Annotated in this window: 26 protein-coding genes; 22 read left to right on the top strand and 4 right to left on the bottom strand. The window is 32.4% G+C overall.

The window, feature by feature from the left end:
• Positions 1 to 38: 38 nt before the first annotated feature.
• Entirely contained in the window at positions 39 to 635 is a 597-nt protein-coding gene (locus tag LFT63_RS08970; RefSeq protein ID WP_029056689.1) for a TetR/AcrR family transcriptional regulator, read from the bottom strand.
• Between the two features lie 217 nt (positions 636 to 852).
• Here LFT63_RS08970 and LFT63_RS08965 point away from each other — a divergent pair, with 217 nt between their 5' ends.
• From LFT63_RS08965 to LFT63_RS08955, 3 genes are all read left to right on the top strand, one after another.
• Positions 853 to 1,932 carry an amidohydrolase family protein gene (locus LFT63_RS08965; RefSeq protein ID WP_029056690.1) on the top strand — a complete coding sequence of 360 codons (1,080 nt, stop codon included), beginning with the start codon at positions 853 to 855 and terminating at the stop codon, positions 1,930 to 1,932.
• Positions 1,933 to 2,115: 183 nt separating this feature from the next.
• A complete protein-coding gene (locus tag LFT63_RS08960) occupies positions 2,116 to 3,354 on the top strand; it encodes an ArgE/DapE family deacylase (protein WP_029056691.1) in 1,239 nt (412 codons plus the stop codon).
• Positions 3,355 to 3,848: 494 nt separating this feature from the next.
• On the top strand, positions 3,849 to 4,586 hold the full coding sequence (locus tag LFT63_RS08955; protein WP_340768804.1) for a class I SAM-dependent methyltransferase: 738 nt from the start codon (positions 3,849 to 3,851) through the stop codon (positions 4,584 to 4,586).
• 66 nt (positions 4,587 to 4,652) lie between these two features.
• Here LFT63_RS08955 and isaB read toward each other — a convergent pair whose 3' ends face one another.
• Complete coding sequence (gene isaB, locus LFT63_RS08950; protein ID WP_017637802.1) at positions 4,653 to 5,162, bottom strand: immunodominant staphylococcal antigen IsaB family protein; 510 nt, start codon at positions 5,160 to 5,162, stop codon at positions 4,653 to 4,655.
• A 283-nt stretch (positions 5,163 to 5,445) separates the two neighbouring features.
• On the opposite strand from isaB, the gene LFT63_RS08945 reads away from it, so the two are divergent.
• On the top strand, positions 5,446 to 6,399 hold the full coding sequence (locus tag LFT63_RS08945) for a hypothetical protein (RefSeq protein WP_340768802.1): 954 nt from the start codon (positions 5,446 to 5,448) through the stop codon (positions 6,397 to 6,399).
• A gap of 99 nt (positions 6,400 to 6,498) precedes the next feature.
• Entirely contained in the window at positions 6,499 to 7,050 is a 552-nt protein-coding gene (locus LFT63_RS08940; protein ID WP_142403649.1) for a hypothetical protein, read from the top strand.
• Between the two features lie 56 nt (positions 7,051 to 7,106).
• Here LFT63_RS08940 and LFT63_RS08935 read toward each other — a convergent pair whose 3' ends face one another.
• Positions 7,107 to 8,144 carry a PTS sugar transporter subunit IIC gene (locus LFT63_RS08935; protein WP_107999832.1) on the bottom strand — a complete coding sequence of 346 codons (1,038 nt, stop codon included), beginning with the start codon at positions 8,142 to 8,144 and terminating at the stop codon, positions 7,107 to 7,109.
• Positions 8,145 to 8,458: 314 nt separating this feature from the next.
• On the opposite strand from LFT63_RS08935, the gene LFT63_RS08930 reads away from it, so the two are divergent.
• From LFT63_RS08930 to LFT63_RS08915, 4 genes are all read left to right on the top strand, one after another.
• Positions 8,459 to 8,680 (top strand): hypothetical protein, encoded by a 222-nt coding sequence (locus LFT63_RS08930; protein WP_017637798.1) that lies wholly within the window; start codon positions 8,459 to 8,461, stop codon positions 8,678 to 8,680.
• Between the two features lie 171 nt (positions 8,681 to 8,851).
• Positions 8,852 to 9,409, top strand: a complete 558-nt coding sequence (locus tag LFT63_RS08925; protein ID WP_070451672.1) for a sugar O-acetyltransferase — start codon at positions 8,852 to 8,854, stop codon at positions 9,407 to 9,409.
• Positions 9,410 to 9,672: 263 nt separating this feature from the next.
• Positions 9,673 to 11,034 carry a branched-chain amino acid transport system II carrier protein gene (gene brnQ, locus LFT63_RS08920; RefSeq protein WP_218047348.1) on the top strand — a complete coding sequence of 454 codons (1,362 nt, stop codon included), beginning with the start codon at positions 9,673 to 9,675 and terminating at the stop codon, positions 11,032 to 11,034.
• Between the two features lie 186 nt (positions 11,035 to 11,220).
• The gene (locus LFT63_RS08915; protein ID WP_029056697.1) at positions 11,221 to 12,588 is read left to right on the top strand and encodes an MFS transporter; all 1,368 of its coding nucleotides are present in this window, start codon (positions 11,221 to 11,223) and stop codon (positions 12,586 to 12,588) included.
• Positions 12,589 to 12,876: 288 nt separating this feature from the next.
• On the opposite strand, the gene LFT63_RS08910 is transcribed toward LFT63_RS08915, so the two are convergent.
• Positions 12,877 to 13,425 (bottom strand): cysteine hydrolase family protein, encoded by a 549-nt coding sequence (locus LFT63_RS08910; RefSeq protein WP_029056698.1) that lies wholly within the window; start codon positions 13,423 to 13,425, stop codon positions 12,877 to 12,879.
• A 161-nt stretch (positions 13,426 to 13,586) separates the two neighbouring features.
• On the opposite strand from LFT63_RS08910, the gene LFT63_RS08905 reads away from it, so the two are divergent.
• From LFT63_RS08905 to cntM, 13 genes are all read left to right on the top strand, one after another.
• Positions 13,587 to 13,946, top strand: coding sequence for a DUF2294 domain-containing protein (locus tag LFT63_RS08905; RefSeq protein WP_017637794.1), 360 nt, complete (start codon positions 13,587 to 13,589; stop codon positions 13,944 to 13,946).
• Positions 13,947 to 14,103: 157 nt separating this feature from the next.
• Positions 14,104 to 15,129, top strand: a complete 1,026-nt coding sequence (locus LFT63_RS08900; RefSeq protein ID WP_340768793.1) for an NAD-dependent formate dehydrogenase — start codon at positions 14,104 to 14,106, stop codon at positions 15,127 to 15,129.
• 239 nt (positions 15,130 to 15,368) lie between these two features.
• Complete coding sequence (locus LFT63_RS08895; RefSeq protein WP_029056700.1) at positions 15,369 to 15,992, top strand: nuclear transport factor 2 family protein; 624 nt, start codon at positions 15,369 to 15,371, stop codon at positions 15,990 to 15,992.
• A 17-nt stretch (positions 15,993 to 16,009) separates the two neighbouring features.
• Positions 16,010 to 16,954 (top strand): amidohydrolase family protein, encoded by a 945-nt coding sequence (locus LFT63_RS08890; RefSeq protein WP_340768791.1) that lies wholly within the window; start codon positions 16,010 to 16,012, stop codon positions 16,952 to 16,954.
• A 190-nt stretch (positions 16,955 to 17,144) separates the two neighbouring features.
• Positions 17,145 to 18,026, top strand: a complete 882-nt coding sequence (rbsU, locus tag LFT63_RS08885) for a ribose/proton symporter RbsU (RefSeq protein ID WP_017637789.1) — start codon at positions 17,145 to 17,147, stop codon at positions 18,024 to 18,026.
• 18 nt (positions 18,027 to 18,044) lie between these two features.
• Positions 18,045 to 18,449 carry a D-ribose pyranase gene (gene rbsD / locus LFT63_RS08880; RefSeq protein ID WP_029056702.1) on the top strand — a complete coding sequence of 135 codons (405 nt, stop codon included), beginning with the start codon at positions 18,045 to 18,047 and terminating at the stop codon, positions 18,447 to 18,449.
• 23 nt (positions 18,450 to 18,472) lie between these two features.
• Complete coding sequence (gene rbsK / locus LFT63_RS08875) at positions 18,473 to 19,381, top strand: ribokinase (RefSeq protein ID WP_340768790.1); 909 nt, start codon at positions 18,473 to 18,475, stop codon at positions 19,379 to 19,381.
• Between the two features lie 167 nt (positions 19,382 to 19,548).
• Complete coding sequence (locus LFT63_RS08870; protein WP_029056704.1) at positions 19,549 to 19,995, top strand: MarR family winged helix-turn-helix transcriptional regulator; 447 nt, start codon at positions 19,549 to 19,551, stop codon at positions 19,993 to 19,995.
• Between the two features lie 37 nt (positions 19,996 to 20,032).
• The gene (locus LFT63_RS08865) at positions 20,033 to 21,037 is read left to right on the top strand and encodes an NADP-dependent oxidoreductase (RefSeq protein ID WP_029056705.1); all 1,005 of its coding nucleotides are present in this window, start codon (positions 20,033 to 20,035) and stop codon (positions 21,035 to 21,037) included.
• Positions 21,038 to 21,056: 19 nt separating this feature from the next.
• On the top strand, positions 21,057 to 21,743 hold the full coding sequence (locus LFT63_RS08860; RefSeq protein WP_340768788.1) for a type 1 glutamine amidotransferase domain-containing protein: 687 nt from the start codon (positions 21,057 to 21,059) through the stop codon (positions 21,741 to 21,743).
• A 389-nt stretch (positions 21,744 to 22,132) separates the two neighbouring features.
• Positions 22,133 to 22,972, top strand: a complete 840-nt coding sequence (gene cntK, locus LFT63_RS08855) for a histidine racemase CntK (protein ID WP_029056707.1) — start codon at positions 22,133 to 22,135, stop codon at positions 22,970 to 22,972.
• Positions 22,972 to 23,787 carry a staphylopine biosynthesis enzyme CntL gene (gene cntL / locus LFT63_RS08850; protein WP_340769030.1) on the top strand — a complete coding sequence of 272 codons (816 nt, stop codon included), beginning with the start codon at positions 22,972 to 22,974 and terminating at the stop codon, positions 23,785 to 23,787. The genes cntK and cntL overlap by 1 nt, the downstream gene beginning before the upstream one ends.
• On the top strand, positions 23,780 to 25,069 hold the full coding sequence (gene cntM, locus LFT63_RS08845; protein WP_218047347.1) for a staphylopine biosynthesis dehydrogenase: 1,290 nt from the start codon (positions 23,780 to 23,782) through the stop codon (positions 25,067 to 25,069). The genes cntL and cntM overlap by 8 nt, the downstream gene beginning before the upstream one ends.
• Positions 25,070 to 25,129 lie beyond the last annotated feature (60 nt).

The raw sequence follows: 25,129 nt of genomic DNA, 5'->3' as shown, positions 1-25,129 counted from the left end.
AGAGTGCGAATTTGAATATGATATAGGTTGATGTTAGGTTATTGATTTTCAAATTCAGATTCAATACCTAATAGTGATATGGGAGAATGGCTAGAAACATCGAAAAGTACCTCCGCAATATAATGAGAGCTATAATAATTCTCGCTGTTAAACCAACTTTCAATAACTCCTAAATCACCATATATTGTATGATTCAATATAATATCTTTTTGGAAGTTCATTTCAACGTTGTTTTTTTCCAATAATGGATAATAAATATTTTCACGAACCTTTTCTACTAGTAATGCGCGAAAATAGGTTGTATTCATATTTGTAATGAGTACTTTTACAAACTCAAAATTAAGTTCAATATATTCTAATAACCGTGTGAAAGACACTTTAAATTCAGTATTAAATATAGAATCATCATTGACTGAAGATTGTTTTACATAATCGGTAAGCTCATCAATCGTTTCCTCAATTACAGAGTTTAAGAAATCGTCCTTGCTCTTATAATGTAAATAAAAAGTACTGCGATTGATATTAGCAGCGTCAGCTAATTGTTTAATCGTGATATTAGAATAACTTACTTGATTTAATAATTGAGTAAGTCCCTTTTTTAAATATTGGTTAGTACGAATTTGTCTTTTGTCCATTTCTGCTTCATCCTTTATTGCATAAATACTCTATTATGTTAAAGATAATCAACATATATCATTGATATGTACATTAAACCTATAATTCGAGAAGTTTCTGCGAGTATTCATTATGGAAATTTGTTAAGTTATTTAATAGACGTATTGTCTATTAAAATATAAGATAACTTAAATAATATTGCAATTGATTTCAATAGTAGAAAGTGAGTGTTTGATTATGAAAGAGAATTTACAAATAATAGATATTCACCATCACATTATTCCTAAAGTATATAAAGACGCATTACGTAAGATAGGTGTAACAACTGCTGGTGGCTATCCTATCAAGGATTGGAAGCCTGAGGACAGTCTTAATATGATGAATGAATTAAACATAAATATAGGTGTAACTTCTATTTCAGAGCCGGCAACATTACCGTTTAATAAGAAGCAAGCTTCTAAAGTAGCTAGAGAAGTAAATGAGTATCAAGCACAATTAAAGAAAGACTACCCAGAACGTTTTAAAAGCTTTGCTTTACTACCGATGCCGCATGTTAAACAGTCAATCAATGAAGTAGCTTATGCTCTAGATGAATTGAAATTAGACGGTATTGGATTGTTATCTAATTATGGAGATCAATATTTAGGCGACGATATATTTGAGCCAGTGATGAAAGCAATTAATGATCGTCATGGCGTGGTGTTTGTGCACCCTAGTTCGTCTTCAGATAAAGTGAAAAAACCTCAATATGTTGTAGCGGATTTTATAGAAGAATTTACCTTTAATACTTCGCGAGCAGCGACTAATTTAATATTGAGTGGTACGTTAGATCGTTATCCAAATATTACATTTATTTTGGCGCATGCTGGAGGTACGTTGCCGTATTTAGAATGGCGAATTAACCAAACACTTGAAACATTAAGTTATATAATGGTGAATCCGAAAGAACGTCTGAAGCCATATTTAACGGGAAGTAAGACAAGGATGATTGGAGAAGTTGCTAAACACCCTATTCGCTATGGAAAAATGTTCAAAACATATCTACATAGTTTGAAGCGAATGTCACAATTACAATATTCTGCTGACGATTATATTCGTCGATTTTATTATGATACAGCACTTTCAACAGGTGACTCTACATTTGCGAGTTTGAAAGAAATTACTGATACATCTCATATCGTTTTTGGCTCAGATGCACATTATGCACCTAACGATTGGATTGCTAAAATGGAACAAGATATTGGTGCGTCTAATTATTTTGATGAAAATGAGCAGCATCAGATTTTTAATGACAATAGTAATGTATTGTTAAAATAGTAACAACTATCAATTGAAAGATTTTAAAGGGCAATAGCTATATTTCAATATGAATTGTTTGATTGACTACACTTTGATAGATACCATGAATCTGTTGCCAAAGATTAAATTTTTGCAGGTTAGGATATGGGTAATATTATTAAATGATCCTAATGGAACAACAGTATTAAAGGAGTATTTAACATGAGTGTATTTTCAAAAGATGAGCAATTACAAATATTAAAAGATTTGATAGAGATTAAAACCGTAAATGATAATGAAATTGAAGTAGCAAAATATTTACAATCATTACTACAAAAGCACGGTATCAAAGCAGAAATTGATGAAATTAAAGGACGTCATCAGCGTGCTAATCTAATTGCCTCAATAGGCGACGGTCATCCCGTTGTAGGCATTTCTGGTCACATGGACGTAGTATCGGAAGGTGATTATGGCGATTGGACATATCCACCATTTGAATTAACTGAACAAGACGGCTTGTTATATGGTCGTGGGACATCGGATATGAAAGCAGGACTAGCTGCATTAGTCATTGCAATGATAGACATTCATGAACGTGGTTTATTGGAAAAAGGTACAATTAAGTTAATGGCGACAGCTGGAGAAGAAATGCAACAGCTTGGTTCCGAACAATTATACAAAGCAGGCTATACGGACGATGTAGATGCACTTATCATTGCTGAACCATCTGAGTCAGGTATTGTCTATGCACATAAAGGTTCAATGGATTATCAAATTGTGTCTAGAGGACAAGCAGCACATAGTTCTGTGCCAATTGTAGGTAAAAATGCGATTAAACCTTTATTAGATTTTGTGCGTAATATAGATGATGAATATGAACAACTTCAACAAGAATTAAATTATCAACAGTTAGACTTTTCACATTTTATAGAAGGCGTTAAGGAAAGAATAAACGGCCCTATAGATGAACAACAATTAGCACAAGTGGTCAAAGGTTTAGTTATTAATCACACAATGATTCATGGTGGTAATCAAGTGAATTCAATACCAGATAAGGCCACAACGGATTTTAATATACGTACTGTCCCAGAATTTGATAATGATAAAGTGAAAGCACTATTCGACAAACATATCAATCAAATTAATGGAGAAGGTGGACAACTTGAAGAGGATATATATTTAGATTTAGATCCAGTGCTTACAACAGGAGAGAATCGCTTAATAGCATTAGGTCAACAAGTTGCAAAGACTATCTTTAATCGTGAGGTCGTTGCGACTCCAACTGTAGGCGTGACTGATGCCTCTAATTTACTTCGAGATAAAGATGAACACTTTCCATTCTTAATGTTTGGACCTGGAACTGTACCACATCAAATCAATGAGCACGTCAATAAAGAAACATATCATCAATTTGTTGAGTACTATATTGAATTATTAACGACTTATTTAAATGAGGATTAGTTTCTTATGTATTTGGAGTTAGCCTATGGAAACATAATATATGTCTTCGTAGGCTAACTCCATTTTAATTTAAACTAATAGTAATGGCGCAGAATATATAAGAAGTAAGACTGCGTTCAGTATTATTAATATGATAAGAGCAAAGCGATGCCCATATTTAAAAAGAGAAATTAAATTGATGATTAAAGTTATGATAATAAGAGTGGCACCTGGCCAATACCATAGTGAGAACGTGGTACCATTAAATAAGTTAGTAAAAAATGTTGTATAAACAACGCATAAATTAACTATACTTAAAATGATTGATAATAAATATAAGATGCGAGTTGATTTCATGATGTCTGTCCTTTCTAATCATGTATTTATATTAAGATAATATTATATAATTTTGTTGTTCAGTTTGTAAATAGATTTAATGCGTCATTTATATTTTTATGTAAAGTGAGCTTCAGTAAGATATATAAACAAAAATGTTTGATGAAGGAGAAAAATAGATGGATGAGAGAAATGAAGTTATTAACAAGTTACTAGAGCGTGCAGATATTCATGAAGGTATGCGTGTACTAGATATTGGATGTGCTACTGGTGAAGTAACACAATTAATCGCCGAACGCGTAGGTGCACAAGGAGAAGTTATTGGTATCGATATGAATGAAGACTTATTGGCTAAAGCAATTGAAGGAAATGCATATCAAAATGTCAGTTATCAGTTACATGATATTTATCAATTACCCGAGACGTTAGGTCAATTTGATGCAATTGTTGGTCGACGCGTATTAATGTACTTGCCTGATTTGAAACAAGCTTTATCTGTATTAAAAGGATTTTTAAAACCTGGCGGGCAATTTTGTTTTCAAGAGAGTGATGCGATTAATGGAGGAACGGGTGCAGATCAATTACCAAACCATCAAACAGCAATACAGTGTATTTGGGACACTGTTGAAAAAGAAGGTGGAGATATTCATATTGGACAAAAACTATATCAATTATTTAACGAAATAGATATGCGTGATATAGATTACTTCGCTGAAGCGGTGATTCATACTTCTGAAAATAATGATTTAGAATGGCTAGTGGGAATGATGTTACCTAGAATGAAAGCACACCAAGTAGTGGAAGAGGATTTTTCAATCGATACATTTAAAGACAAATTAAATCAAGAAGCGAATCAAAATCCAGCTGCTTTTATACGAGATATGGCCTTTGCCATAACAGGAAAAATCAAAGGTTAATAAACAAGATAGAGGCTAGAACCCGCAAAATGGGTTCTAGCCTCGTTTATATATTAAAAGTTATGTTTAAGATACATTCGCGTATGTGACATATCCATTTTGTACAACAAACACAATATGCCCTTTACCTACTTGATAGCTATATAAGCCATCGCCTTTCTTCTTAGTAGGGCCATTTAATGGATTTTGGAAATCGTAGTGATTACCATATTTTTGTTTCACTTGTTTTAAAGTAATTGTATTTGGTTTGATTTTAAATTCTACATTATTTGCTTTGTGGTTTTTATATTGTTGGAAATTTTGATCATAAATATCTTTAGAATTATTAGGTGCCTGATACTTACTGTTTACTTTCACACCATTGAATTCTACGTTACCTGCTTTTAGTCCATTGTAAAAAGATGAACTTAATACAAAATTGCCACCAGAAGCGGTATAACCATTATATTTATACCAATATTGAGATGAAGCAGCATGGGCTTCGTGAGATGATACATTGTCTGCAGAAACACTTACTCCTAATGCAGTGCCGAGAATAATACTACTAGCAACAAAAGTTTTTGTTAATTTCTTCATAAAGCATCACTCCTACATGATTTTGGTAGCGAAAACGCTACCACTTTTAATTTACAATATTATTATAAGATATTCAAACTTAAAGTATAAATTTATTTTCATTTATTTTATTTAATGATATATAGTACATCAATCATTTATATCTATATTGTGAAATATTTTGTTTCACGTCTATATTTATATAAAAATATAGTATAGTCTGTATGTATAAAGTATTTTTGCAATAAATGTAAATTTATGTATATTTAAATTAAATCATTAACTAAACAAAGGGGACTTATTAGTGAAGAAATTGTTATTTTTAAGTGGGACAGCACTTTTATTATTAGCAGCGTGTAATAATGATGACTCATCAAGTGAAAACAAAGGTGCATCAAATGTAGAAGATAGTCAAAAGAGTGAAAATAGCAGTAAAGGTGATAATTCTAAATCATCTTCTAGTAAAGACAGCTCAAATAAAGAAAGTAATTCAGATAGTTCGAAAAGTTCATCTAGTAATGACATAGCTAACTTATCTGAGAAAGAGAAAGTAGCTTTAGTATTTTTAGCGAATGAATCAGGTAAATATACTTTAACGAAAAATGATATTTTGACTGGTAGATATACAGCTCAGATGTCAGATGGTAAAGAGACTAAAACTTTGAAAAATTTTGCTGTAAGTAGAGAAATTCAAGATATTCCAAATTCACCTAAAGGGATGAAATTTTATGGTGTATCTCCTTCTGTAGGAATGTTTGGTTCTATCATAGGTGTCAGTGACGATAAAATTTATTTAGGTGGTACTCAAAGCGAAATTCCTTCATATAAAGATGCTTTAAAGTACGGTGAAGAACACGACACTAAAGAAGTCTACGAAAAATATAAAGATTCTAGTGAATTTGAATCAGTAGCTAACAAGGTTAATATTTATGATAAAATGCCAACATTCTCAGATGATGACGATGAAGAAAGTGACGACGATTCAAGTTCAGATGATAATAGTTCATCAGATAGTAGTTCTGATTCTGAAGAAGTTACACGTGATAACGTCATTGATAAAGTAGAATCCTACGAAGGAGAAAATTTAGATACAGACGAATATACATTTAAAGAACCTGAAAAAACAAGTGATGGTAAATGGGGATTCTCATATGATGATAAAGATGGCAATTTAGCAGGATCATATACTGTAGATGTTGATGATGGCTATGTGACGAAATATGATGAAAATGGTGACAAAGTAGGTTCAGGATATTAAGTTTTAATGCAACTCATAATAATGTATAAGAAGTATATACCTTATAATCAACGACTTCTATAAGAAAGGATTAAATGAAATATGTTTGAAGCGCCTGTTATGGAATGGTTTATAACATCCCTCATTGTATTTGTAATTATTTTATTAGCTGTAGAATTAATCAATTCTATAAGTAAAAATAAGAAAAGAATAATGGACATAGCAATAGAGTTAGACAGTTGGGTAAAATATTGTTTGAGTTTGGCTTATGTTGTCCTTATTTCAATAGGTATCTACGAATTCACGTTTTATTTTATGTTAGAAGCAGCAACACTTTGGGCGATTGTATTTCCAGTTACAATAATTGTCATATTTACACCATACTTACTTTTATTTTTACCATTATTTAAATATACAAGTACTTGGGGAATATTTCCCATTATATTGTGGAGTATGGTCAGCGCATTACCTTTAACTTATGGTATAAATCTATTAATAACTTCAAAAATGAGAACTACTGAATCTGATGTAGTCGCTTATACTAACGGTGAGGAAGTCTTTAAGTATGTCGGTGGCGCTTCGTTGGTTATAGTAGCAGTAACAGCCATAGTATTGATTATTATTAAATCAGTAACAAAAAAATATACAAAAGAATTAATTAGTGAAGAATAATAAAAAACCATCTCCCAATTGCGAGTTTAGCCGCATTTTTGGGAGATGGTTTTATTCTATGAATGTTTCGCTTTTTTGTTACCAGGCATTGGGATGTGTAAGTGCATTAAATCAAATTTTTTAATTAATGTGCCAATAATGTAAGCGAGTATTAAGCTAGTAATTGCTACGGCAATAATTGTTATAGCGGATGATACTGGATTATTAAAGCCAAATAGTACAATGGCACCTGCAATAGGCGTTGCCATACCAGTTACGCCTATTTTTAGACCGCTAAATGTGATAATGCAAGCATTGACCATACCTATAATAGCGTTGGTTCCGTATAATACGGACGCATATTTTACAATTAAATCAATTTGTGTCAATGGTTCTATAAAGACGGCGAAACGATTTGGTTTTTCGCCAATTTTTAAAATATTGAATAGCGTAAAGTTTACAAATGATGCGCCGGTACAAGTAATCGCACCGATAGCCATTGGTAGACCAGTTAGACCTAAAATACTTGCAAGTACCATTGAGCTTAATGGTGTCATACTTGTTACTGGAATAATCAGACCTAAAATAATTGCGAGTGCGTATGGACTGCTATCGCCAACTGAGTTAACAGCGCCGGCAATTTGGTTTAATACGGCTGTTACGCCTGGGTTGATTAGAGAAGCGAGTCCATAAACTAATGCTGGTGCTATGAGTATAACTACGATTAAATCTAAACCTTCTGGTACTTTCTTTTGAATAAATTTAATAATGAATGCAACTATATATGCAGCGATAAACGCTGGTAATAAACTGAAATCTTTTAATACTAAACCTACGATAATAGCGAATACTGGTGATACGCCTAAATTGATACATGTGAGTATACCCACTGCGATACCACCTAGACTACCTGCAAGATCCCCGATGTCTTGTAAGAATTTAATATGTAAGATACCACCTATGGCATAGCTTAAGAATGCTTGGGGAAGGAATGTCGCACAAGCTGCACCTGATAATGCTTGTAAGCCTTCCTTACCGTATGGTGCAAATTTTAAAAATAAAGTCATTATAATTAACACGGCGACAAGTGTTCCAACGCCTAAAATAATATTCATGTATATTAACCCCTTTAGTACAATTTAAATACCATCTCTATAAAAAATCATTTCACAATTGTAACATAATGTTCAAAAAATTAAATCGCCCACAAATAATTATTATTAAATATTTAATCTTTTTGAAAATTCAAATTCAGAATTCGAGTTGTAAATCTATATAGAAGTTAAAAAAGTATACAATTCGTTTGGAAATCATTTGTTTATTTTTACAAAATAAATGTTTTAACAATATAGACATAAAATATAACAATTTACATGTATAAATTTATGTTTTGGGGTATATAATATACACAACAGAGGGGGAGATTCTTATGAAATTTTTCAAATTAGATTATCAACACAATAAAGATATTGTCGACGATAATGTTCTAACTATGTTTGTTATTGCTAAAAATAAAGATGAAGTAGAAGAATTTGCTAAAAAATTAGGCTACGCAGTGGAAAACATTAAAAAATTAAGTCAAAAAGAATTTGACCACGAAAAAGAAGTCACTGAACATTATAGATTAGAACATGCAGATCAATATTTATAATGTTTAAGTGTAACAAGTAAAGTAATAAAAGGGGTAAGCTGTAGATTGCTAAATATTGGCAGACTACAGCTTTTTGAATATCACTAAAAAACTCATAATTACAGAGTTATTGATTGATATATTAAGTTAAATTCACATTAAATAATATAGAAACGAGAGGGTCGGATTACTATGAGAGAAATTGAAAAACTTGATAAAGGTATGCCATATCATTTTGATGATAAAGAAGTAGCAGATCGTAAAGCAAGAGCCGCGCAATTATGCCAAGAATTTAATGCCATTCCTGCTACAGATCCAGAACAACAGGAAAAGAAAATTCGTGAAATATTAGGTTCAGCTGGAGATAACATTTCTTTCCAAGCTACATTCAATTGCGATAATGGAAGCAATATACATGTAGGGCATGATGTATTAACTAATTATAATCTTACTATTTTGGATATTGCACCAGTAACAATAGGAAATCATGTCATGATAGGTCCAAACGTCGATATTTATACTGTTAATCATCCTTTGAGTGCAAAAGGCAGACGAGAATATTTAGCACAAGCAAGCCCAGTTAATATAGGAAATGATGTTTGGATAGGAGGCAAGGTAACTATTACACCGGGTGTTACGATAGGTGATAATGTAGTTATCGCATCAGGTGCAGTAGTAACAAAAGACATACCTGATAACTCACTTGCAGCAGGTGTACCAGCTAAAGTCATTAAACAATTAGAAGAATAGAGGCATAAACAGTTTTAATGAATCGCTAATTTCTGCAGTGAAGAATAAATCGGCTAATAATAAAGTTTTGAAAAGCTATACGAAAAAGGTCTGTTTAAATATGTAAAATCAATTATTAAGTGCATTAAAATGTAATTTTATACATTTATGTGTAATGATGAACCATTATTGTCTAATTTTTAAAAATTTTCTTGTTATTTACATTTTTCCTTTACAAAATATAATGTATAATGAACAAAAAATAACTAGGAGAATAAACAGACATGATGAAAAACAAATTGACATTAAAAGAGAATATTTTTATCGGATCAATGCTATTTGGTTTATTCTTTGGTGCAGGGAATATTATATTTCCAATTCATCTAGGACAAACAGCAGGATCAAACGTATTTATAGCCAATTTAGGATTTTTAATTACAGCCATTGGGTTACCATTTTTAGGTATCATAGCAATCGGTATGTCTAAAACAAATGGCATTTTTGAAATTACTTCAAGGGTAAGTAAAACGTACGCATACATATTTACAATAGGTCTATATTTAGTAATCGGACCATTCTTTGCTTTACCTAGGTTAGCAACGACATCATTTGAAATTGCATTTTCACCATTTATCTCATCAGGTGCTGCGAAGATTTATTTACCAGTTTTTAGTATTATTTTCTTCTTATTAGCATGGTTCTTTGCGAGAAAACCATCTAAAATTTTAGATTACATAGGGAAATTTTTAAATCCTGTATTTTTAATCTTATTAGGTATAGTTGTTGTCTTAGCCTTTATCCATCCATTAGGTGGATTAACTAATGCGCCAGTAAGTGCGGATTATAGTAAGAGCCCATTGCTCAAAGGATTTATTGATGGTTATAATACTTTAGATGCATTAGCGTCACTAGCATTTGGTATTATCATCGTAACAACGATTAAAAAGTTAGGTATTACAAATCCTAATAGTATTGCTAAAGAAACAATTAAGTCAGGAACAATCAGTATTGTATTAATGGGTATCATATATAGCTTACTTGCGTTTATGGGTACAATGAGTATCGGTAAGTTCAAAGTAAGTGAAAATGGGGGTATCGCATTAGCACAAATCGCAAGACATTATCTTGGAGATTACGGCATCATTATCCTATCATTGATTGTTATTGTGGCATGTTTAAAAACAGCTATTGGATTAATCACAGCCTTTTCTGAAACATTTACTGAGTTGTTCCCGAAACGTAGCTACTTAATGTTTGCGACAGTAGTCAGTATTTTAGCATGTGTATTCGCTAACGTTGGTTTAACGAAAATCATTATGTATTCAACACCTGTATTGATGTTCATTTATCCATTAGCAATCACAATTATTTTATTAACATTAATTAGTCCATTATTTAACCACTCAACTATTGTTTATAGATTCACGATTTTCTTCACTATGATTGCTTCATTCATTGACGGAGTTAAAGCAAGTCCAGAACCATTTTTAAAAACATCATTTGCTAAATTCATTATTTCATTAGGTGAAAAATACCTACCATTCTTCGATATTGGAATGGGATGGATTTTACCAGCATTGATTGGCTTTATTATTGGCTTCATTGTTTACAAAGTTCGTTCAAATAAATCTTCAACAAATGAATAGAGTTATAAGCGTGTATTGCGTCTATCCTTAATAAGATAGGCGCGATTTTTTATATCAATTAAACAAATATTCATTAATATTATATGCGAAATAAAGAAGGCTTAAATGAATATTTATTTTTACTTAATAATGAATTAATAATCATTAATTAAGCTTAATCTAACGAAAATCTAAAGGATGGTTAATATGGAAATGGTAAAGTCTAAGCAAGATTTATACAGAATTATTGATGATTCTGATAAGCAACAGACTTCTAAAATGTTACTTTTAATGGTATTGGGAACGATATTTTTAGATGCATATGATATTACCATTTTAGGAACAATGACTGATCAAATTACAAAAGAGTTTCATTTATCTCCCACAATGTTATCCATTGTGATGACATCTTTACCTGTAGGTGCATTGATAGGTGCGATTTTTGGAGGGAGTTTAGCACACCGTTTTGGGAGAAAAAGAATCCTTTCTATTTCTCTTTTAATTCTTATCGTTACATCATTATGTGCAGCCATATCACCTAATTTATTTATATTGTTAATTAGCCGATTTTTAATGGGAATCGCTATTGGTATGGATAGTCCAGTTGCCTTTACATTTATTGCAGAAATTAGTAATAAAGTACAAAGAGGTCGTAATGTTAACTACTGGCAAGTTGTATGGTACATCGCTGTTGTAATATCTTCATTAGTGGTCATTATGTTTTTCTTATTAGGTGTAGGAGAACTCTTATGGAGAATGGCAGTTGCATTTGGAGGAGGTATTGCCCTCATATTATATATTATGAGATTGAAGTATCTGAAAGAAAGTCCGACATGGATTGTTAATCATTTATCTCTTAAAGAAGCATCTCTATATATTCAAAAGCATTATGACGTTCAAATTCAATTAGTAGAAAATGAAACAGATGTTAAAGAAATAGACACAGCTAAACCTGAATATAAAAGACTTTTAAAGCCGCCATACTTAAAAAGAATTACACTAGCAACAGCAATTTCTACCTTACAAGGAATGCAGTATTATGCGGTTGGTTTATATATCCCTATAATTGCAAAATATATGATAAGTGAAGATAAACTAGGTGTGCTACTTGGGACTGGAATTGTTAATATTGCTGGTATTATTGGTGCTTATTTAGGAGCACAATATACCTATCGGATAGGTACACGTAAACTCACAATGATAGGCTTTGCTATTGTACTCTTTGTCATGATTATGACGGGATTATTATATAGTGTTATGCCTATGATAATTAATTCATGTTTAATCGCACTATTCTTATTTGGACATGCAGGGGGACCAGGTACACAAGGTAAAACGATAGGAGCAATGTCATTTCCAACGCAATTACGTTCACAAGCGACAGGAATTGTAGAATCAGTAAGTAGAACAGGTAGTATTATAGGTACGTTCATATTCCCAATTATTTTAGCAACTGTAGGTTTAAATCAAACCATGTTAATTATTGGTCTTGTACCTTTAATAGGTTTAACAATTACGTTCGTACTGAAATGGGAGCCAGTTGGAAAGAATGTTGAGAATGAACTGTCTAATTAATGCAGACAAAGGGGCTAATTGGGGGAGATGCTTGTATATAACTGTCAGAAAGGGATTAATCGACTGGGGGGTAAGTGTTCGGTTTGTCTGAAGTTAGTGTGCCGGAAGTCTAAAAATCTACTTTTCTTCAGTGTGATCTTCCCCTCCCCTATCTAGATTGATATGGCAGATCATTAATAATAAAGAAGACCTTCTCATTGCACATAAAATGCAATAAGAAGGTCTTTAGTTATAATTCAGATATTAGATTATATATCGCTCATTTCAAATATGAGAGCAAAATCTTTATTATTTAGTTAAAAATTCTGAAGTTGTTGTTACTGAAGCGAAGTTTGATAATGCTGAAATATATGCAGTTTGAACATTTTTAGCATCGACTGTTTCGCCATTATACTCTAAATCACAAGTAGCAGTTGTATCTTCAACTAGAATAGGTTGATAGCCAAGTTCAGCCGCAGCTCTTGTTGTAGAATCAATGCACATATGTGTCATCATACCTGTAATCACAAGTTGTTCAACACCTTGTTCTTTTAAAGTGTCTTGTAAAGTTGTACCTAAAAAGCTATTAGGATATTGCTTTTCAATGATAATATCATCAGATTGTACGTTGAATTTTTCATGAATTTCAATACCATTAGTACCTACTTCAAATAAAGGTGCACTTTCAGTATGATCGATATGTTGAATATAAATAACAGGTAACTGTTGTTCTTTAAATGCATCTTTCAATTGAACTGCTTTGTCTGTAGCAGCTTCAGGATTAACAAGTGGGTTTTTACCACCTTCAAAGTAATCATTTTGTATATCTATAATAATGAGTGCTTGTTTTTTCGCCATTTTATCTCTCCTCAACGTTTTGTTAATTCTAACGTATTTAACTTTAAATAATAAATAAAAGCAATTGTGTCTAAATTGTGAGCAAACCTCTTGAAAATTTTGTCAAAAATATTACAATGGTATCTGTAACGTAATTGAAAACGCTTCTTAATTAGAAGAAGGTGAGTCAAATAGATAAAAGAAAAAAAGAGCAAGCCTTTGCTAATCTTGTACGCGCCTATCGCAAAGAACATGTGGGTAAAGGCCCTGAAAAAATCAATGTTGATTTTAAAGACAATTGGGCAATAGCTTTTATGCAAGGCGCATTAAGTAAAGTTGAAAACTTTTACTTGCGTGATGAACGTAATGAAGAAATGTTACGTCATGCACGAACACAAGAAGTAAAGCGTCTATATGATGAGGTCAATCCTGATGAGATGGAAGAACTTGTCGGTGCTAAATTTGTAAAACTATTTACAGATGTTGATTTAGCTGCTGATGAAGTAGTATCAATATTTGTTTTCGATAAATCAATAGAATAAGCGTGCTGGTGTAAGGTACCTGGTGCTGTTTGCTAACTACGCTTGAATAAAATTAATTATTCAAGGGGGTGATATGTGCAAATAGTAGCAGGTATTTTTGTGTATTAAGAAGTAATTTAAATTTTAAATAAAAAATTTTATAGGAGTGTATTATTTTATGAAAATAGTAGCATTATTTCCAGAATATGTAGAGGGCGAAGAAAATCAAATTTTAAATACTAAAAAAGCAATTGGTTTAAAACCATTTTTAGAAGATAAAGGACATGAATTAGTTATCTTAACAGATGGTGAAGCTGACTTAGATAAACACTTAGCAGATATGGATATTGTTATTAGTGCACCATTCTATCCAGCTTATATGACTAAAGAACGTCTTGAAAAAGCACCAAACTTAAAATTAGCTATTACTGCAGGTGTCGGTTTTGACCACGTTGACTTAAAAGCAGCTAGTGAAAACAATGTGGGTGTTGTAGAAGTAACAGGTAGTAATACAGTAAGTGTTGCAGAACACGCTGTTATGGACTTATTAATCTTACTACGTAATTATGAAGAAGGTCATAGACAATCAGTTGAAGGTGAATGGAACCTTTCTAAAGTTGGTAATGACGCACATGAATTACAAAATAAAACAATCGGTATCTTTGGTTTTGGTAGAATTGGTCAATTAGTAGCTGAACGTTTAGCACCATTTAACGTAACAATTCAACATTATGACCCAATCAACCAAAAAGATAATGAACATTCAAAATTTGTAGATTTTGAAACATTAGTATCAACAAGTGATGCAATTACTATTCATGCACCACTTACACCAGATACAGATACACTATTTAATAACGATGTGTTAAGTAAAATGAAAGAAGGTAGTTATTTAGTTAACACAGCTAGAGGTAAAATTGTAGATACAGAAGCATTAGTAAAACAATTAGAATCTAAACACATTCAAGGCTATGCTGGCGACGTATGGTATCCACAACCTGCTCCTGCAGATCATCCTTGGAGAAATATGCCTAGAAATGCAATGACTGTACACTATTCAGGTATGACATTAGAAGCACAACAACGTATTGAAGAAGGTACAAAAGATATCTTAAATCGTTTCTTTAACAATGAACCATTCCAAGACAAAGATGTGATAGTTGACGGAGGTCAAATCACAAGCGCAAGCTATAACGCAAAATAATTCACACAACACCCTAGCCATGGATATTACCCTTTCCCATCTCCCTTAAAAAATATAAATATATAATAGAGAAACATTGTTTACCCCTGGACAGTGTTTCTCTATTTTTTATTATTTAGCATCAATTACAAATTGGTTGTAATTTAGGTTTATCTTTTTCATAATAAACGGATAGATGTCCACATATTAATTGGAATGAGCATAACTAGACTTTAGTTATAAATTAAAGGAGATAGATTATGTTATTCGAAAGAAATAAACCATTTACGAATGAAACGTTACTTGATAAAGAAAATATATTAGAGTTGATTCAATTTGAAAGATTTTGTCGTGATAACAGTCTTTGGGATAGTATGTATCAATGTTTTTCAGAAGATTCAACGGTAAATATTTCGTGGTTTAAAGGGTCAGGCGCTGAATTTGTAGAATCATCAAAAGAAATGAATCGTTATGCACCGCATCAAATTTATAATTCACAGATTTGGATTAATCAACATAGAGCAGTTGCAATTATGCAGGCAACAATCCAAGCACGATTACCTATTGAGGATGTTCAAATGCAACTCAATTCAGATGCGAAAATTGTGTATGGATTAGTTAAAGAAGGAGACACTTGGTATATCCAAAATATGGAATGTGTCTATGAAAAAGATAGTCTTACACCTGTCGTACCTTCAACGATTACTATTCCAGACGAACAGTTACAAGCATATCGTTCAAGTTATGCATGCTTAAGTTATTGCCTAAATTACATTGGTTATAGTGTAAATCATGAATTACAAGGTATTGATCGACCAGAGCAATTGAACGATTATTATCAACGTTTAGATCAATGGTTAACTTATCAAAACGACACGATATAAATAAAGGAGTATTAAAGATGAAAAAAATAGACTTACATTCACATTATATTTCACCAGGATTTGTGAAATTTTTAGATGATTATTTTGATGGTAAAGGTGACGGTGTACCTACGCCTTCATTTTCAATAGATAGTTATTTAAAGTTAATGGAAGATGAAGAGATAGATTATAGTGTATTATCTATTTCAAGCCCACATTTAAGTGCTGCACCAGATAAAGAAATGCTTGAGTTAACTGAAGAAGTGAATACCTATGCTGCTGAGATGGTAACAGCGCATCAAGATAAATTAGACTACTTCGCATCATTACCATTACCTTTAGTAGACGAGAGTATTCAAATGATCGACCATGCCTTAGATGACCAACATGCATTAGGGTTTACATTACCAACCAATGCACAAGGTATTTATTTAGGTGATGATCGTTTAGATAAAATACTTGCTAAACTAGATGAACGTCACGCATTAGTAGCAATTCATCCCAATGAACCTAAACCAGTTAATGATTCAATTAAAGAAAAAATACTATCACCATTGATGGAATTTTTCTTTGATACGACACGCGCGATTATTTTCATGAGTCAAAATAATGTGTTTAGTAAATATCCTAATATTAAATGGATTGTGCCACATAGCGGTGCATTGTTACCAGTGATTGCACAACGTGTGAGCATAGGTAATAAAATGTTTAATGTTGAAAATGGACCGGATGATATCGAACAAGTTATGAAAAACTTATACTTTGATTTAGCTGGTATGGTATTACCTTATCAATTACCAACATTATTAGAAATGGTGGATGAAGATAAAATTGTGTATGGTGCAGATGCGCCTTATACAACTGATGAAGTAATTAAATTATTAGCGAATCAGCTTGAATCTACAGATCAATTATCTAATGAACAAAAAGAAAAATTCTTATATAACAATGCAAGTAAATTGTTAGGATTTTCAAATAAATAATAGTATTTAAAAAAGGAGCGTTCCGATTGGAATGCTCCTTTTATATTTTGAATAAGTTATGACAATAAATCAGAATAAATCTTTTGTCCTCTTAATATTTCATCAATTATACATGATAGTGCTATACTTGAGTAAAGCGTTTTCCTAAAAATTTGGTCATTATAAAAAATATAGATAGAGGTGTTTAATAATGAATTTAGTCGCAATACTTATTGGTTTAGGACCACTAATAGGTTGGGGTCTATTTCCAACTATCGCTTCAAAATTTGGTGGTAAACCAGTAAACCAAATTATAGGTGCTACTGTCGGAACATTAATTTTTGCCATTGTGTTCTTTGCATCGACAAGTCATAGTTTCCCAACAGGTATGGATTTATTCTTTGCACTGTTATCAGGCGCAGGGTGGAGTTTTGGTCAAATCATGACATTCAAAGCATTTGAATATGTAGGATCATCACGTGCAATGCCAGTAACAACAGCATTTCAATTGTTAGGTGCTTCTTTATGGGGCGTCTTTGCACTTGGTAACTGGCCTGGTGTTACAAATAAAATTATCGGATTTATCGCATTAATTGTTATTTTAATTGGTGCGCGTATGACAGTTTGGGATGAGCATCCAGAAGCAACAAATAGCAAATTATTAAGAAAAGCAGTTGTGATTTTATTAATTGGTGAAATTGGTTATTGGTTATATTCAGCAGCACCACAAGCGACAGATATCGGTGGTAAAGCAGCATTCTTACCACAAGCAATCGGTATGGTGATTGTAGCTGTTATTTATGGATTGATGAACATGAAAGAAAGTAATCCATTTACTATGAAAGTAACATGGTTGCAAATTATCTCAGGTTTCTTCTTTGCATTTGCAGCGTTGACATATCTTATCTCTGCACAACCAAATATGAATGGTTTAGCAACAGGTTTCGTACTATCTCAAACTTCTGTTGTGCTTGCAACTTTAACTGGCATTTACTTCTTAAACCAACGTAAAACATCTAAAGAAATGTTAGTCACTGTCATTGGATTAGTACTTATTTTAGTAGCAGCGACTGTAACAGTATTTATCAAATAATAAAGAGGAGAGATTTTGATGAAGAAAACAGCATTACTCAATAGTCATGTATCAAAAGCTATCGCAACGATTGGTCATTATGATTTACTGACAGTTAACGACGCGGGAATGCCTATCCCAAATGATGATAGAAGAATTGATTTAGCAGTAACAAAGGAATTACCTAAATTTATTGATGTACTAGAAACAGTATTATCAGAAATGAAAATTCAAAAAATTTATTTAGCTGAAGAAATCAAAACAAATAATGCGACACAGTTAAAACAAATTAAAAATTTAATTGATGATGATGTGGAAATTGAATTTATTCCACATTCAGAAATGAAAGCATATTTAAGTCATCCATTAAATAAAGGAAATATACGTACTGGTGAAACTACACCATTCTCTAATATCATCCTTGAATCAAACGTAACATTTTAATTAATTGAAACGGAGAGGTTGTTATGACTAATAAAGTCGTTATTTTGGGATCTACAAATGTAGACCAATTTTTAACAGTTGAACGATATGCCAAACCAGGGGAAACATTACATGTGGAAAAAGCACAACAATCCTATGGTGGCGGTAAAGGTGCCAACCAAGCTATTGCAACAGCACGTATGAAAGCTAATACGACATTTATTTCTAAAGTAGGTAAAGATGGATTAGCGCAATTTATGTTTGACGATTTTAAAGATGCAGGTATGAATATAGATTATATTTTAGAATCTGAAACTGAATCAACTGGCCAAGCATTTATCACTGTTGACGCGCAAGGTCAAAATACGATTTACGTCTATGGCGGTGCAAATATGGCCATTACACCAGAAGATGTTGTTAGTGCTAAAGAGGCAATTACACAAGCAGATTTCATTGTTGCACAGTTAGAAGTACCGGTACCAGCAATCATTGAAGCTTTCAAAGTAGCAAGAGCAGCAGGTGTAACGACAGTCTTAAATCCAGCACCAGCCAAGGAATTACCACAAGAATTATTGGAATTAATTGATGTGATTGTGCCTAATGAATTTGAAGCAGAAATATTATCAGGCACTCTTGTCACAGATGAAGCGTCTATGGCACAAAATGCGAATTATTTCTTAGGATTAGGTGCAAAAGTGGTCATCATTACTTTAGGAGAACAAGGTACATATTATGCCGTTGAAAATAATTCTGGATTAGTACCAGCTCAAAAAGTAAAAGCCATTGATACAACAGCAGCAGGAGATACTTTTATCGGCGCTTTCGTCAGTCGATTTAATATGGAAGAACGTAATCTTGTTGAAGCCATTGATTTTGCTAACAGGGCAGCTTCACTTACAGTACAAAAATCAGGCGCACAAGCCTCTATTCCTTTAGCAGAAGAAGTAGAATAATTATATAAACCTCTGATAGTCTTCTTTTTGAACGGCTAATCAGAGGTTTTTAATTTCTAAAAAGTTTTAATCAAATCAATCATTTGAATTATAAAGAAAGGTATCTTATATTTAATAGTACACCGGGTGTACTATTAAATAATTACTTTTGAAATAGGGGCAATAAAATGAATATTAATCAACTAGAACAATCTATTAACCAATTTCATGTTGTTATGATGCACATTAATAAAGAAATCGATGACATGGTTAAAGAAACAGGACTTGGTGATGTATTATCAAGAGAACAAATTGAAGCACTTAGAATGATACAAGCTAATGGTTCAATGACTGTTGGAGAATTAGCTACACAGCAAAATATATTTAAGACGGCAGCCTCAAAGAGAATAAATAAACTTCAAGACAAAGGCTATGTAGCGCAAGCACCTTCTGATAATAAGCGAATTAAATTAATCACATTAACTGATGACGGTGAGAAATTGATTAGTGAAGTAACTTCAAAAATTGCTAATGCTTTGAAATCAAGATTAAATAATGAATTTAGTGAGCAAGAACTTATCGACTTCGTGAATCAACTCGATAAACTAGAACAAGTATTAAGCAGACATCATTAAACATTCATTTAAAGGAGAGATAAAGATGAAAACAGATATGAGGGCAATGGTTATCTATCAATATGGAAATAACCCTGTAACTGAAACACGTATGCCGATACCAAGTATGAATCCAAATGAAGTAAGAGTAAAAATTATAGCAGCAAGTATAAATCCTATAGATTCTAAAATTAGAGATGGTGAGTTACGTATATTATTGAAATATCAATTCCCGCTCATACTAGGAAATGATTTTTCTGGTGTCATTACAGAAGTTGGTAGTAACGTAAAACAATTTAAAATTGGAGACGAGGTATATGGTCGCCCACGTAAAAAGAAAATAGGCACATTTGCAGAGTATATTTCAATTGATGAACATGATATTGCTTTAAAACCAAATAATTTAACTTTTGAAGAAGCAGCGAGTGTACCTCTTGTTGGTCTAACATCATATCAAGCGCTTAATGATATGATGAAACTTAAAAAAGGTGATAAAGTATTAATTCAAGCTGGATCAGGTGGTGTAGGTACATTTGCTATTCAATTGGCTAAAGCAATGGGATTATTTGTAGCGACAACAGCAAGTCCTAAAGGATACGACCTTGTATCACAATTAGGTGCTGATAAAATAATTAATTATAGAGAACAAAACTTTTGGGAAGAAATATCAAACTATGATGGTGTATTTGATACATTGGGTGGATATAATTTGAATCATTCATTTGAGGTACTCAAGACTGACGGTACAGTGGCATCAGTTTCAGGTATTCCAACAACTAAACTAGGACGACGTTTGAAACTTGGATTTGCTAAAACTACCCTATTAGGCTTGGCATCCTTAAAATTATTACTTAAAGCGAAGAAACATCATGTCAATTATGAATTTTTATTTATGGAACCTAGCGGCGAACAGCTTGAAATCATTCGCAACTTAATTGAAAAAGGTCAAATTAAACCAGTTATAGATAGAGTATATGATTTTAAAGATACTCAACAAGCTATTGAATATTCAAATAGCGGTAGAGCTAAAGGGAAAATTATTATTAAGATGGAAGATAAATAGAGAATAGGGAGCCGATACAATGAAAAAAATAATGATAGTAAATACAAGTACTGATGTCTTTGAAGGTACTGAAATACCAACTGGTTTATGGTTAAGTGAACTCGTACATTTTTATAATCAATTTAGAAGTGATGACTACCAAGTCGATTTATTCAACATTACAGGTGGCAACACACCTATCGATCCAGTAAGTCTTGGACGTCTAACATTAGATAAAACGACTAAATCATATTTATATGATGAGAACTTTATGAATTTATTGAAGTATGCGCAACCTATTGCTGAAGCGGACCCTAAACAATATGACGCCATTTATTTTACAGGTGGTCATGGTGTGATGTTTGATTTTCCTGATAATAAAGATGGACAAAATGCAATTAATGAAATTTATAATCATGGTGGTATTGTTTCAGCTGTATGTCATGGCATCGCAGGGTTATTAAATGCTAAAAATAGTAAAGGCCGTTTCATTATTGATCAACATCAATTGACTGGATTTTCAAATGTAGAAGAAGTGCTTGCCAATCGTAAAAATGTTGTTCCATTTAAACTTGAAGATGAAATTAAACGTCGTGGCGCACATTATAGTAAAGCTAAATTGCCATTTCGTCCATATGTTGTTGTTGATGGACAAATCGTTACTGGTCAAAATCCACAATCACCAGCACTTGTTGGTCGTGAAGTACAAGCATTGTTAAATAAATAGTTAGAATAAAAATCATATCGATATGTAATTTTTTAATTATGTTACACATACCTATAATAATAAAATAAATTATTAAATACGCGCATAAGATCACCTTACTAAGACACATAGTAAGGTGATTTTTTGTATATAGAATAGACATTTTTGATGGGTTTAATATATCAGTATCTATCCCATATTTAAAGGCACAAATTTAATAAATATATGGAATTTTAATGAAAATTATTATCAATTATATTGACAATAATATCTTAGTCGTATATTATCTTCTTTAAATCGTAATAATTACGATTTATTTCGTGCAACTATTTTGCATTTTTGGATATATAGGTCAGAACTGGCTTATATCAATAAATGTAAAAAGAATTTACAACATAAAGGAGTATTATATGCAACGACAAGTTGTTGAATTTTCTAAGTATAATCCGTCTGGAAATATGACTATTCTTGTACATTCACAACATTGTTCAAGTGACTATGCAAGGATTGCCAATCAACTAATGGCATATACACATGTATGTTGTGAACAAGTAGGTTTTATAGAATCTATGAAGCAAGATAGCGGTGAGACATTTCGTTTAGTAATGAGTGGAAATGAATTTTGTGGCAATGCAACAATGTCTTACATTCAATATTTAAAGGAACACAAACTACTGACATCAAAACAATGTTATGTCGATGTATCTGGATGTGAAGAGTTAGTACCTTGCACGATACATGGTTATCAATTATATGAAGTTGGCATGCCCCAAGCACAGCAAGTATCACAGGAATATTTACATATTGGGCAACAGGTATGGCAAGCGATAAAGGTGACATATGACTCATATGTACATTATGTCATTCCTATAGAAGATATTTCGCCGTTCATTAAGCATCAAATAGAGCAATATGTTAAAAATCAGCAGTGGGATAATCAATATAAAACCATTGGCATCATGTTATTTCATGTGCAAAAACAATTTCTCCACCCTTTAATTTATATACCAGAAGTGGAAAGTTTAATTTGGGAGAATAGCTGTGGTTCTGGGGCGGCTACTATAGGTGTATTTAATAATTATCAAAGTCAAAATCCGTGTGCTGATTACATTGTATATCAACCAGGTGGCAGTATTTCAGTAACATCTAAGCACTGCCCGACTCATGGATATCGTACTTCAATTAAAGGTAGCGTATCTACTGTTGCATCAGGAAAAGCTTATATAGAACAGGAGACGATGGTAAATTGATGAATTCAAAGATAGAGATAGATCATCTTTTACAACAATATTTAAATCAATTTGAAAAGGTGTATCAAGATGTGATTCAGAATCCAAATGACATTAATAAGTTAGAAACATTGGTTGATAGCTATAGTCAATTCATATTGGATTCAACACAGCAAGAACAATTTGTAGCTTGGCAAGATGAAGAGAGAAAACATCAACTCACGCAACAACTACAAGACATTACAGCACAGTGTGTAAAACAAGTTGAAATGATAAGAGCAAGACGATTGTTAGACGGTAAGACGTCTACCTCAGGATACTTTGACAATATTGAACATTGCATTGATGAAGAATTTGGACAATGGCGTATAGGTAAGGATGATAAATTGTTACTTGTTGGATCAGGTGCGTATCCAATGACATTAATACAAGTTGCTAAAGAAACTGGTGCTTCTGTTATTGGTATCGATGTTGATAGTGAAGCTGTGGACTTAGGTCAACGTGTCGTTAATGTATTAGCACCTAACGAAAATATTGAAATATCAAACAAAACTGTAGATCAAATACCAGATATCAATGAAGTGACACATATTATTTTTAGTTCAACCATACCTGTTAAATATGACATCTTCGACCAACTATTTGAATTAACGAACGATAACGTGGTTGTAGCTATGCGTTATGGCGATGATCTGAAATCGATATTTAATTATCCCTCACAACCAACATTAACGCATCATTGGCAATGTGTTTATCGATTAGTACAAGAGAATCAAATTTTTGATATCGCATTATATCAAAAGCCTTTGTTAAAAGAGGATAAAACGTATGTCTAATGTACTAATTATTGGTAGTGGTCCTGTTGGCGTACAACTAGCACAAATTTGTCATCAATTATCAATTAAAGATATAGATATGGTTGGTCGTGCTACTACATCCGAGAAATCGTTAGCAGTCTATAACGGTTATCAACACGACGGTATGTTCAAAGTTACAACGCAAAATGAAGCTCATAGTCAATTTGCAGGGGAATTCCGAATTCGTCGTTTTTATAAAGACATTCAACATGTGAATCAACTATACGACACAATCATTTTGGCATGTACTGCCGATGCGTATTGTTCTATGCTGCGTCAATTAGATTCCAATACATTGCAAAAGATCAAACATATTATATTAGTGTCGCCGACGTTTGGTTCGCATATGATGATAGAACAATTAATGAAAGACAAGAATGAGGATGTTGAGATCATTTCATTTTCAACATACCTAGGAGATACAAGAGTCATTGACTCGGCTCAACCTCATTGTGTACTTACAACAGGAGTGAAATCGAAGTTATTTGTAGGTTCGAATCAACAATCATCAAATTTAATGAATCAATTACAGTTATTATTTAAGAGATTAAATATAAAGCTTTCAGTGATGAATACACCATTACATGCGGAAATACGTAATAGTTCACTATATGTACACCCGCCATTGTTTATGAATGATTTTTCATTAAAAGCTATTTTCGAAGGTACAGACGTACCTGTTTATGTATATAAATTATTTCCAGAAGGACCAATTACAATGACGCTAATTAGTGAAATGCGTCAGATGTGGCAAGAGATGATGGCAATATTACAGAAATTAAGTGTGCCCTCAGTCAATCTTTTGAAATTTATGGTTAAAGAAAATTATCCAGTGAGACCAGAAACGTTAAAAGAGGTGGATATCAGTCAATTTAAATCTTTACCTAGCGTAAAACAAGAATATCTACTCTATGTGAGATATTCAGCTATATTAATTGATCCATTTTCACAACCAGATCAAGAGGGTCGCTATTTCGACTTTTCAGCGGTTCCGTTCAAACAGTTATATCAAAACGAAGAGGGTGTCGTACATATACCAAGAATGCCTAGTGAAGATTATTATCGTACAACGGTTATTCAGTCTATTGGTAAAGCTTTAGAAGTGCCTACACCTATGATAGATGAATTGTTAGAGAGATATAAAACATATTGTCGACATTACCAAAGTCAACATCCGCATCAATCACTATCTTCTCAATTTGAGCTTAATCATTTCCAACAGGATATATCACTCATTAAGACTTATTTAGCAATGCAATAGGGATTTTTTAAAGATTTGAGGTTTTAAGAAGAGACAACACACTTTTCAATATAGAAAGAG

Source organism: Staphylococcus sp. FSL H8-0121 (genome assembly GCF_038008425.1).
In the GTDB taxonomy this organism is placed as follows: Bacteria; Bacillota; Bacilli; order Staphylococcales; family Staphylococcaceae; genus Staphylococcus; species Staphylococcus pasteuri.
The sequence above is the reverse complement of the archived record's forward strand: the minus strand, read 5'-3'. Positions and strand labels throughout refer to the sequence as shown.

Bases quoted from the DNA above. Each gene is read 5' to 3' on its own strand.
- LFT63_RS08970 (WP_029056689.1), bottom strand. From the start codon at position 635: ATGGACAAAAGACAAATTCGTACTAACCAATATTTAAAAAAGGGACTT.
- LFT63_RS08965 (WP_029056690.1), top strand. From the start codon at position 853: ATGAAAGAGAATTTACAAATAATAGATATTCACCATCACATTATTCCT.
- LFT63_RS08960 (WP_029056691.1), top strand. From the start codon at position 2,116: ATGAGTGTATTTTCAAAAGATGAGCAATTACAAATATTAAAAGATTTG.
- LFT63_RS08955 (WP_340768804.1), top strand. From the start codon at position 3,849: ATGGATGAGAGAAATGAAGTTATTAACAAGTTACTAGAGCGTGCAGAT.
- isaB (WP_017637802.1), bottom strand. From the start codon at position 5,162: ATGAAGAAATTAACAAAAACTTTTGTTGCTAGTAGTATTATTCTCGGC.
- LFT63_RS08940 (WP_142403649.1), top strand. From the start codon at position 6,499: ATGGAATGGTTTATAACATCCCTCATTGTATTTGTAATTATTTTATTA.
- LFT63_RS08935 (WP_107999832.1), bottom strand. From the start codon at position 8,144: ATGAATATTATTTTAGGCGTTGGAACACTTGTCGCCGTGTTAATTATA.
- LFT63_RS08930 (WP_017637798.1), top strand. From the start codon at position 8,459: ATGAAATTTTTCAAATTAGATTATCAACACAATAAAGATATTGTCGAC.
- LFT63_RS08925 (WP_070451672.1), top strand. From the start codon at position 8,852: ATGAGAGAAATTGAAAAACTTGATAAAGGTATGCCATATCATTTTGAT.
- brnQ (WP_218047348.1), top strand. From the start codon at position 9,673: ATGATGAAAAACAAATTGACATTAAAAGAGAATATTTTTATCGGATCA.
- LFT63_RS08915 (WP_029056697.1), top strand. From the start codon at position 11,221: ATGGAAATGGTAAAGTCTAAGCAAGATTTATACAGAATTATTGATGAT.
- LFT63_RS08910 (WP_029056698.1), bottom strand. From the start codon at position 13,425: ATGGCGAAAAAACAAGCACTCATTATTATAGATATACAAAATGATTAC.
- LFT63_RS08900 (WP_340768793.1), top strand. From the start codon at position 14,104: ATGAAAATAGTAGCATTATTTCCAGAATATGTAGAGGGCGAAGAAAAT.
- LFT63_RS08895 (WP_029056700.1), top strand. From the start codon at position 15,369: ATGTTATTCGAAAGAAATAAACCATTTACGAATGAAACGTTACTTGAT.
- LFT63_RS08890 (WP_340768791.1), top strand. From the start codon at position 16,010: ATGAAAAAAATAGACTTACATTCACATTATATTTCACCAGGATTTGTG.
- rbsU (WP_017637789.1), top strand. From the start codon at position 17,145: ATGAATTTAGTCGCAATACTTATTGGTTTAGGACCACTAATAGGTTGG.
- rbsD (WP_029056702.1), top strand. From the start codon at position 18,045: ATGAAGAAAACAGCATTACTCAATAGTCATGTATCAAAAGCTATCGCA.
- rbsK (WP_340768790.1), top strand. From the start codon at position 18,473: ATGACTAATAAAGTCGTTATTTTGGGATCTACAAATGTAGACCAATTT.
- LFT63_RS08870 (WP_029056704.1), top strand. From the start codon at position 19,549: ATGAATATTAATCAACTAGAACAATCTATTAACCAATTTCATGTTGTT.
- LFT63_RS08865 (WP_029056705.1), top strand. From the start codon at position 20,033: ATGAGGGCAATGGTTATCTATCAATATGGAAATAACCCTGTAACTGAA.
- LFT63_RS08860 (WP_340768788.1), top strand. From the start codon at position 21,057: ATGAAAAAAATAATGATAGTAAATACAAGTACTGATGTCTTTGAAGGT.
- cntK (WP_029056707.1), top strand. From the start codon at position 22,133: ATGCAACGACAAGTTGTTGAATTTTCTAAGTATAATCCGTCTGGAAAT.
- cntL (WP_340769030.1), top strand. From the start codon at position 22,972: ATGAATTCAAAGATAGAGATAGATCATCTTTTACAACAATATTTAAAT.
- cntM (WP_218047347.1), top strand. From the start codon at position 23,780: ATGTCTAATGTACTAATTATTGGTAGTGGTCCTGTTGGCGTACAACTA.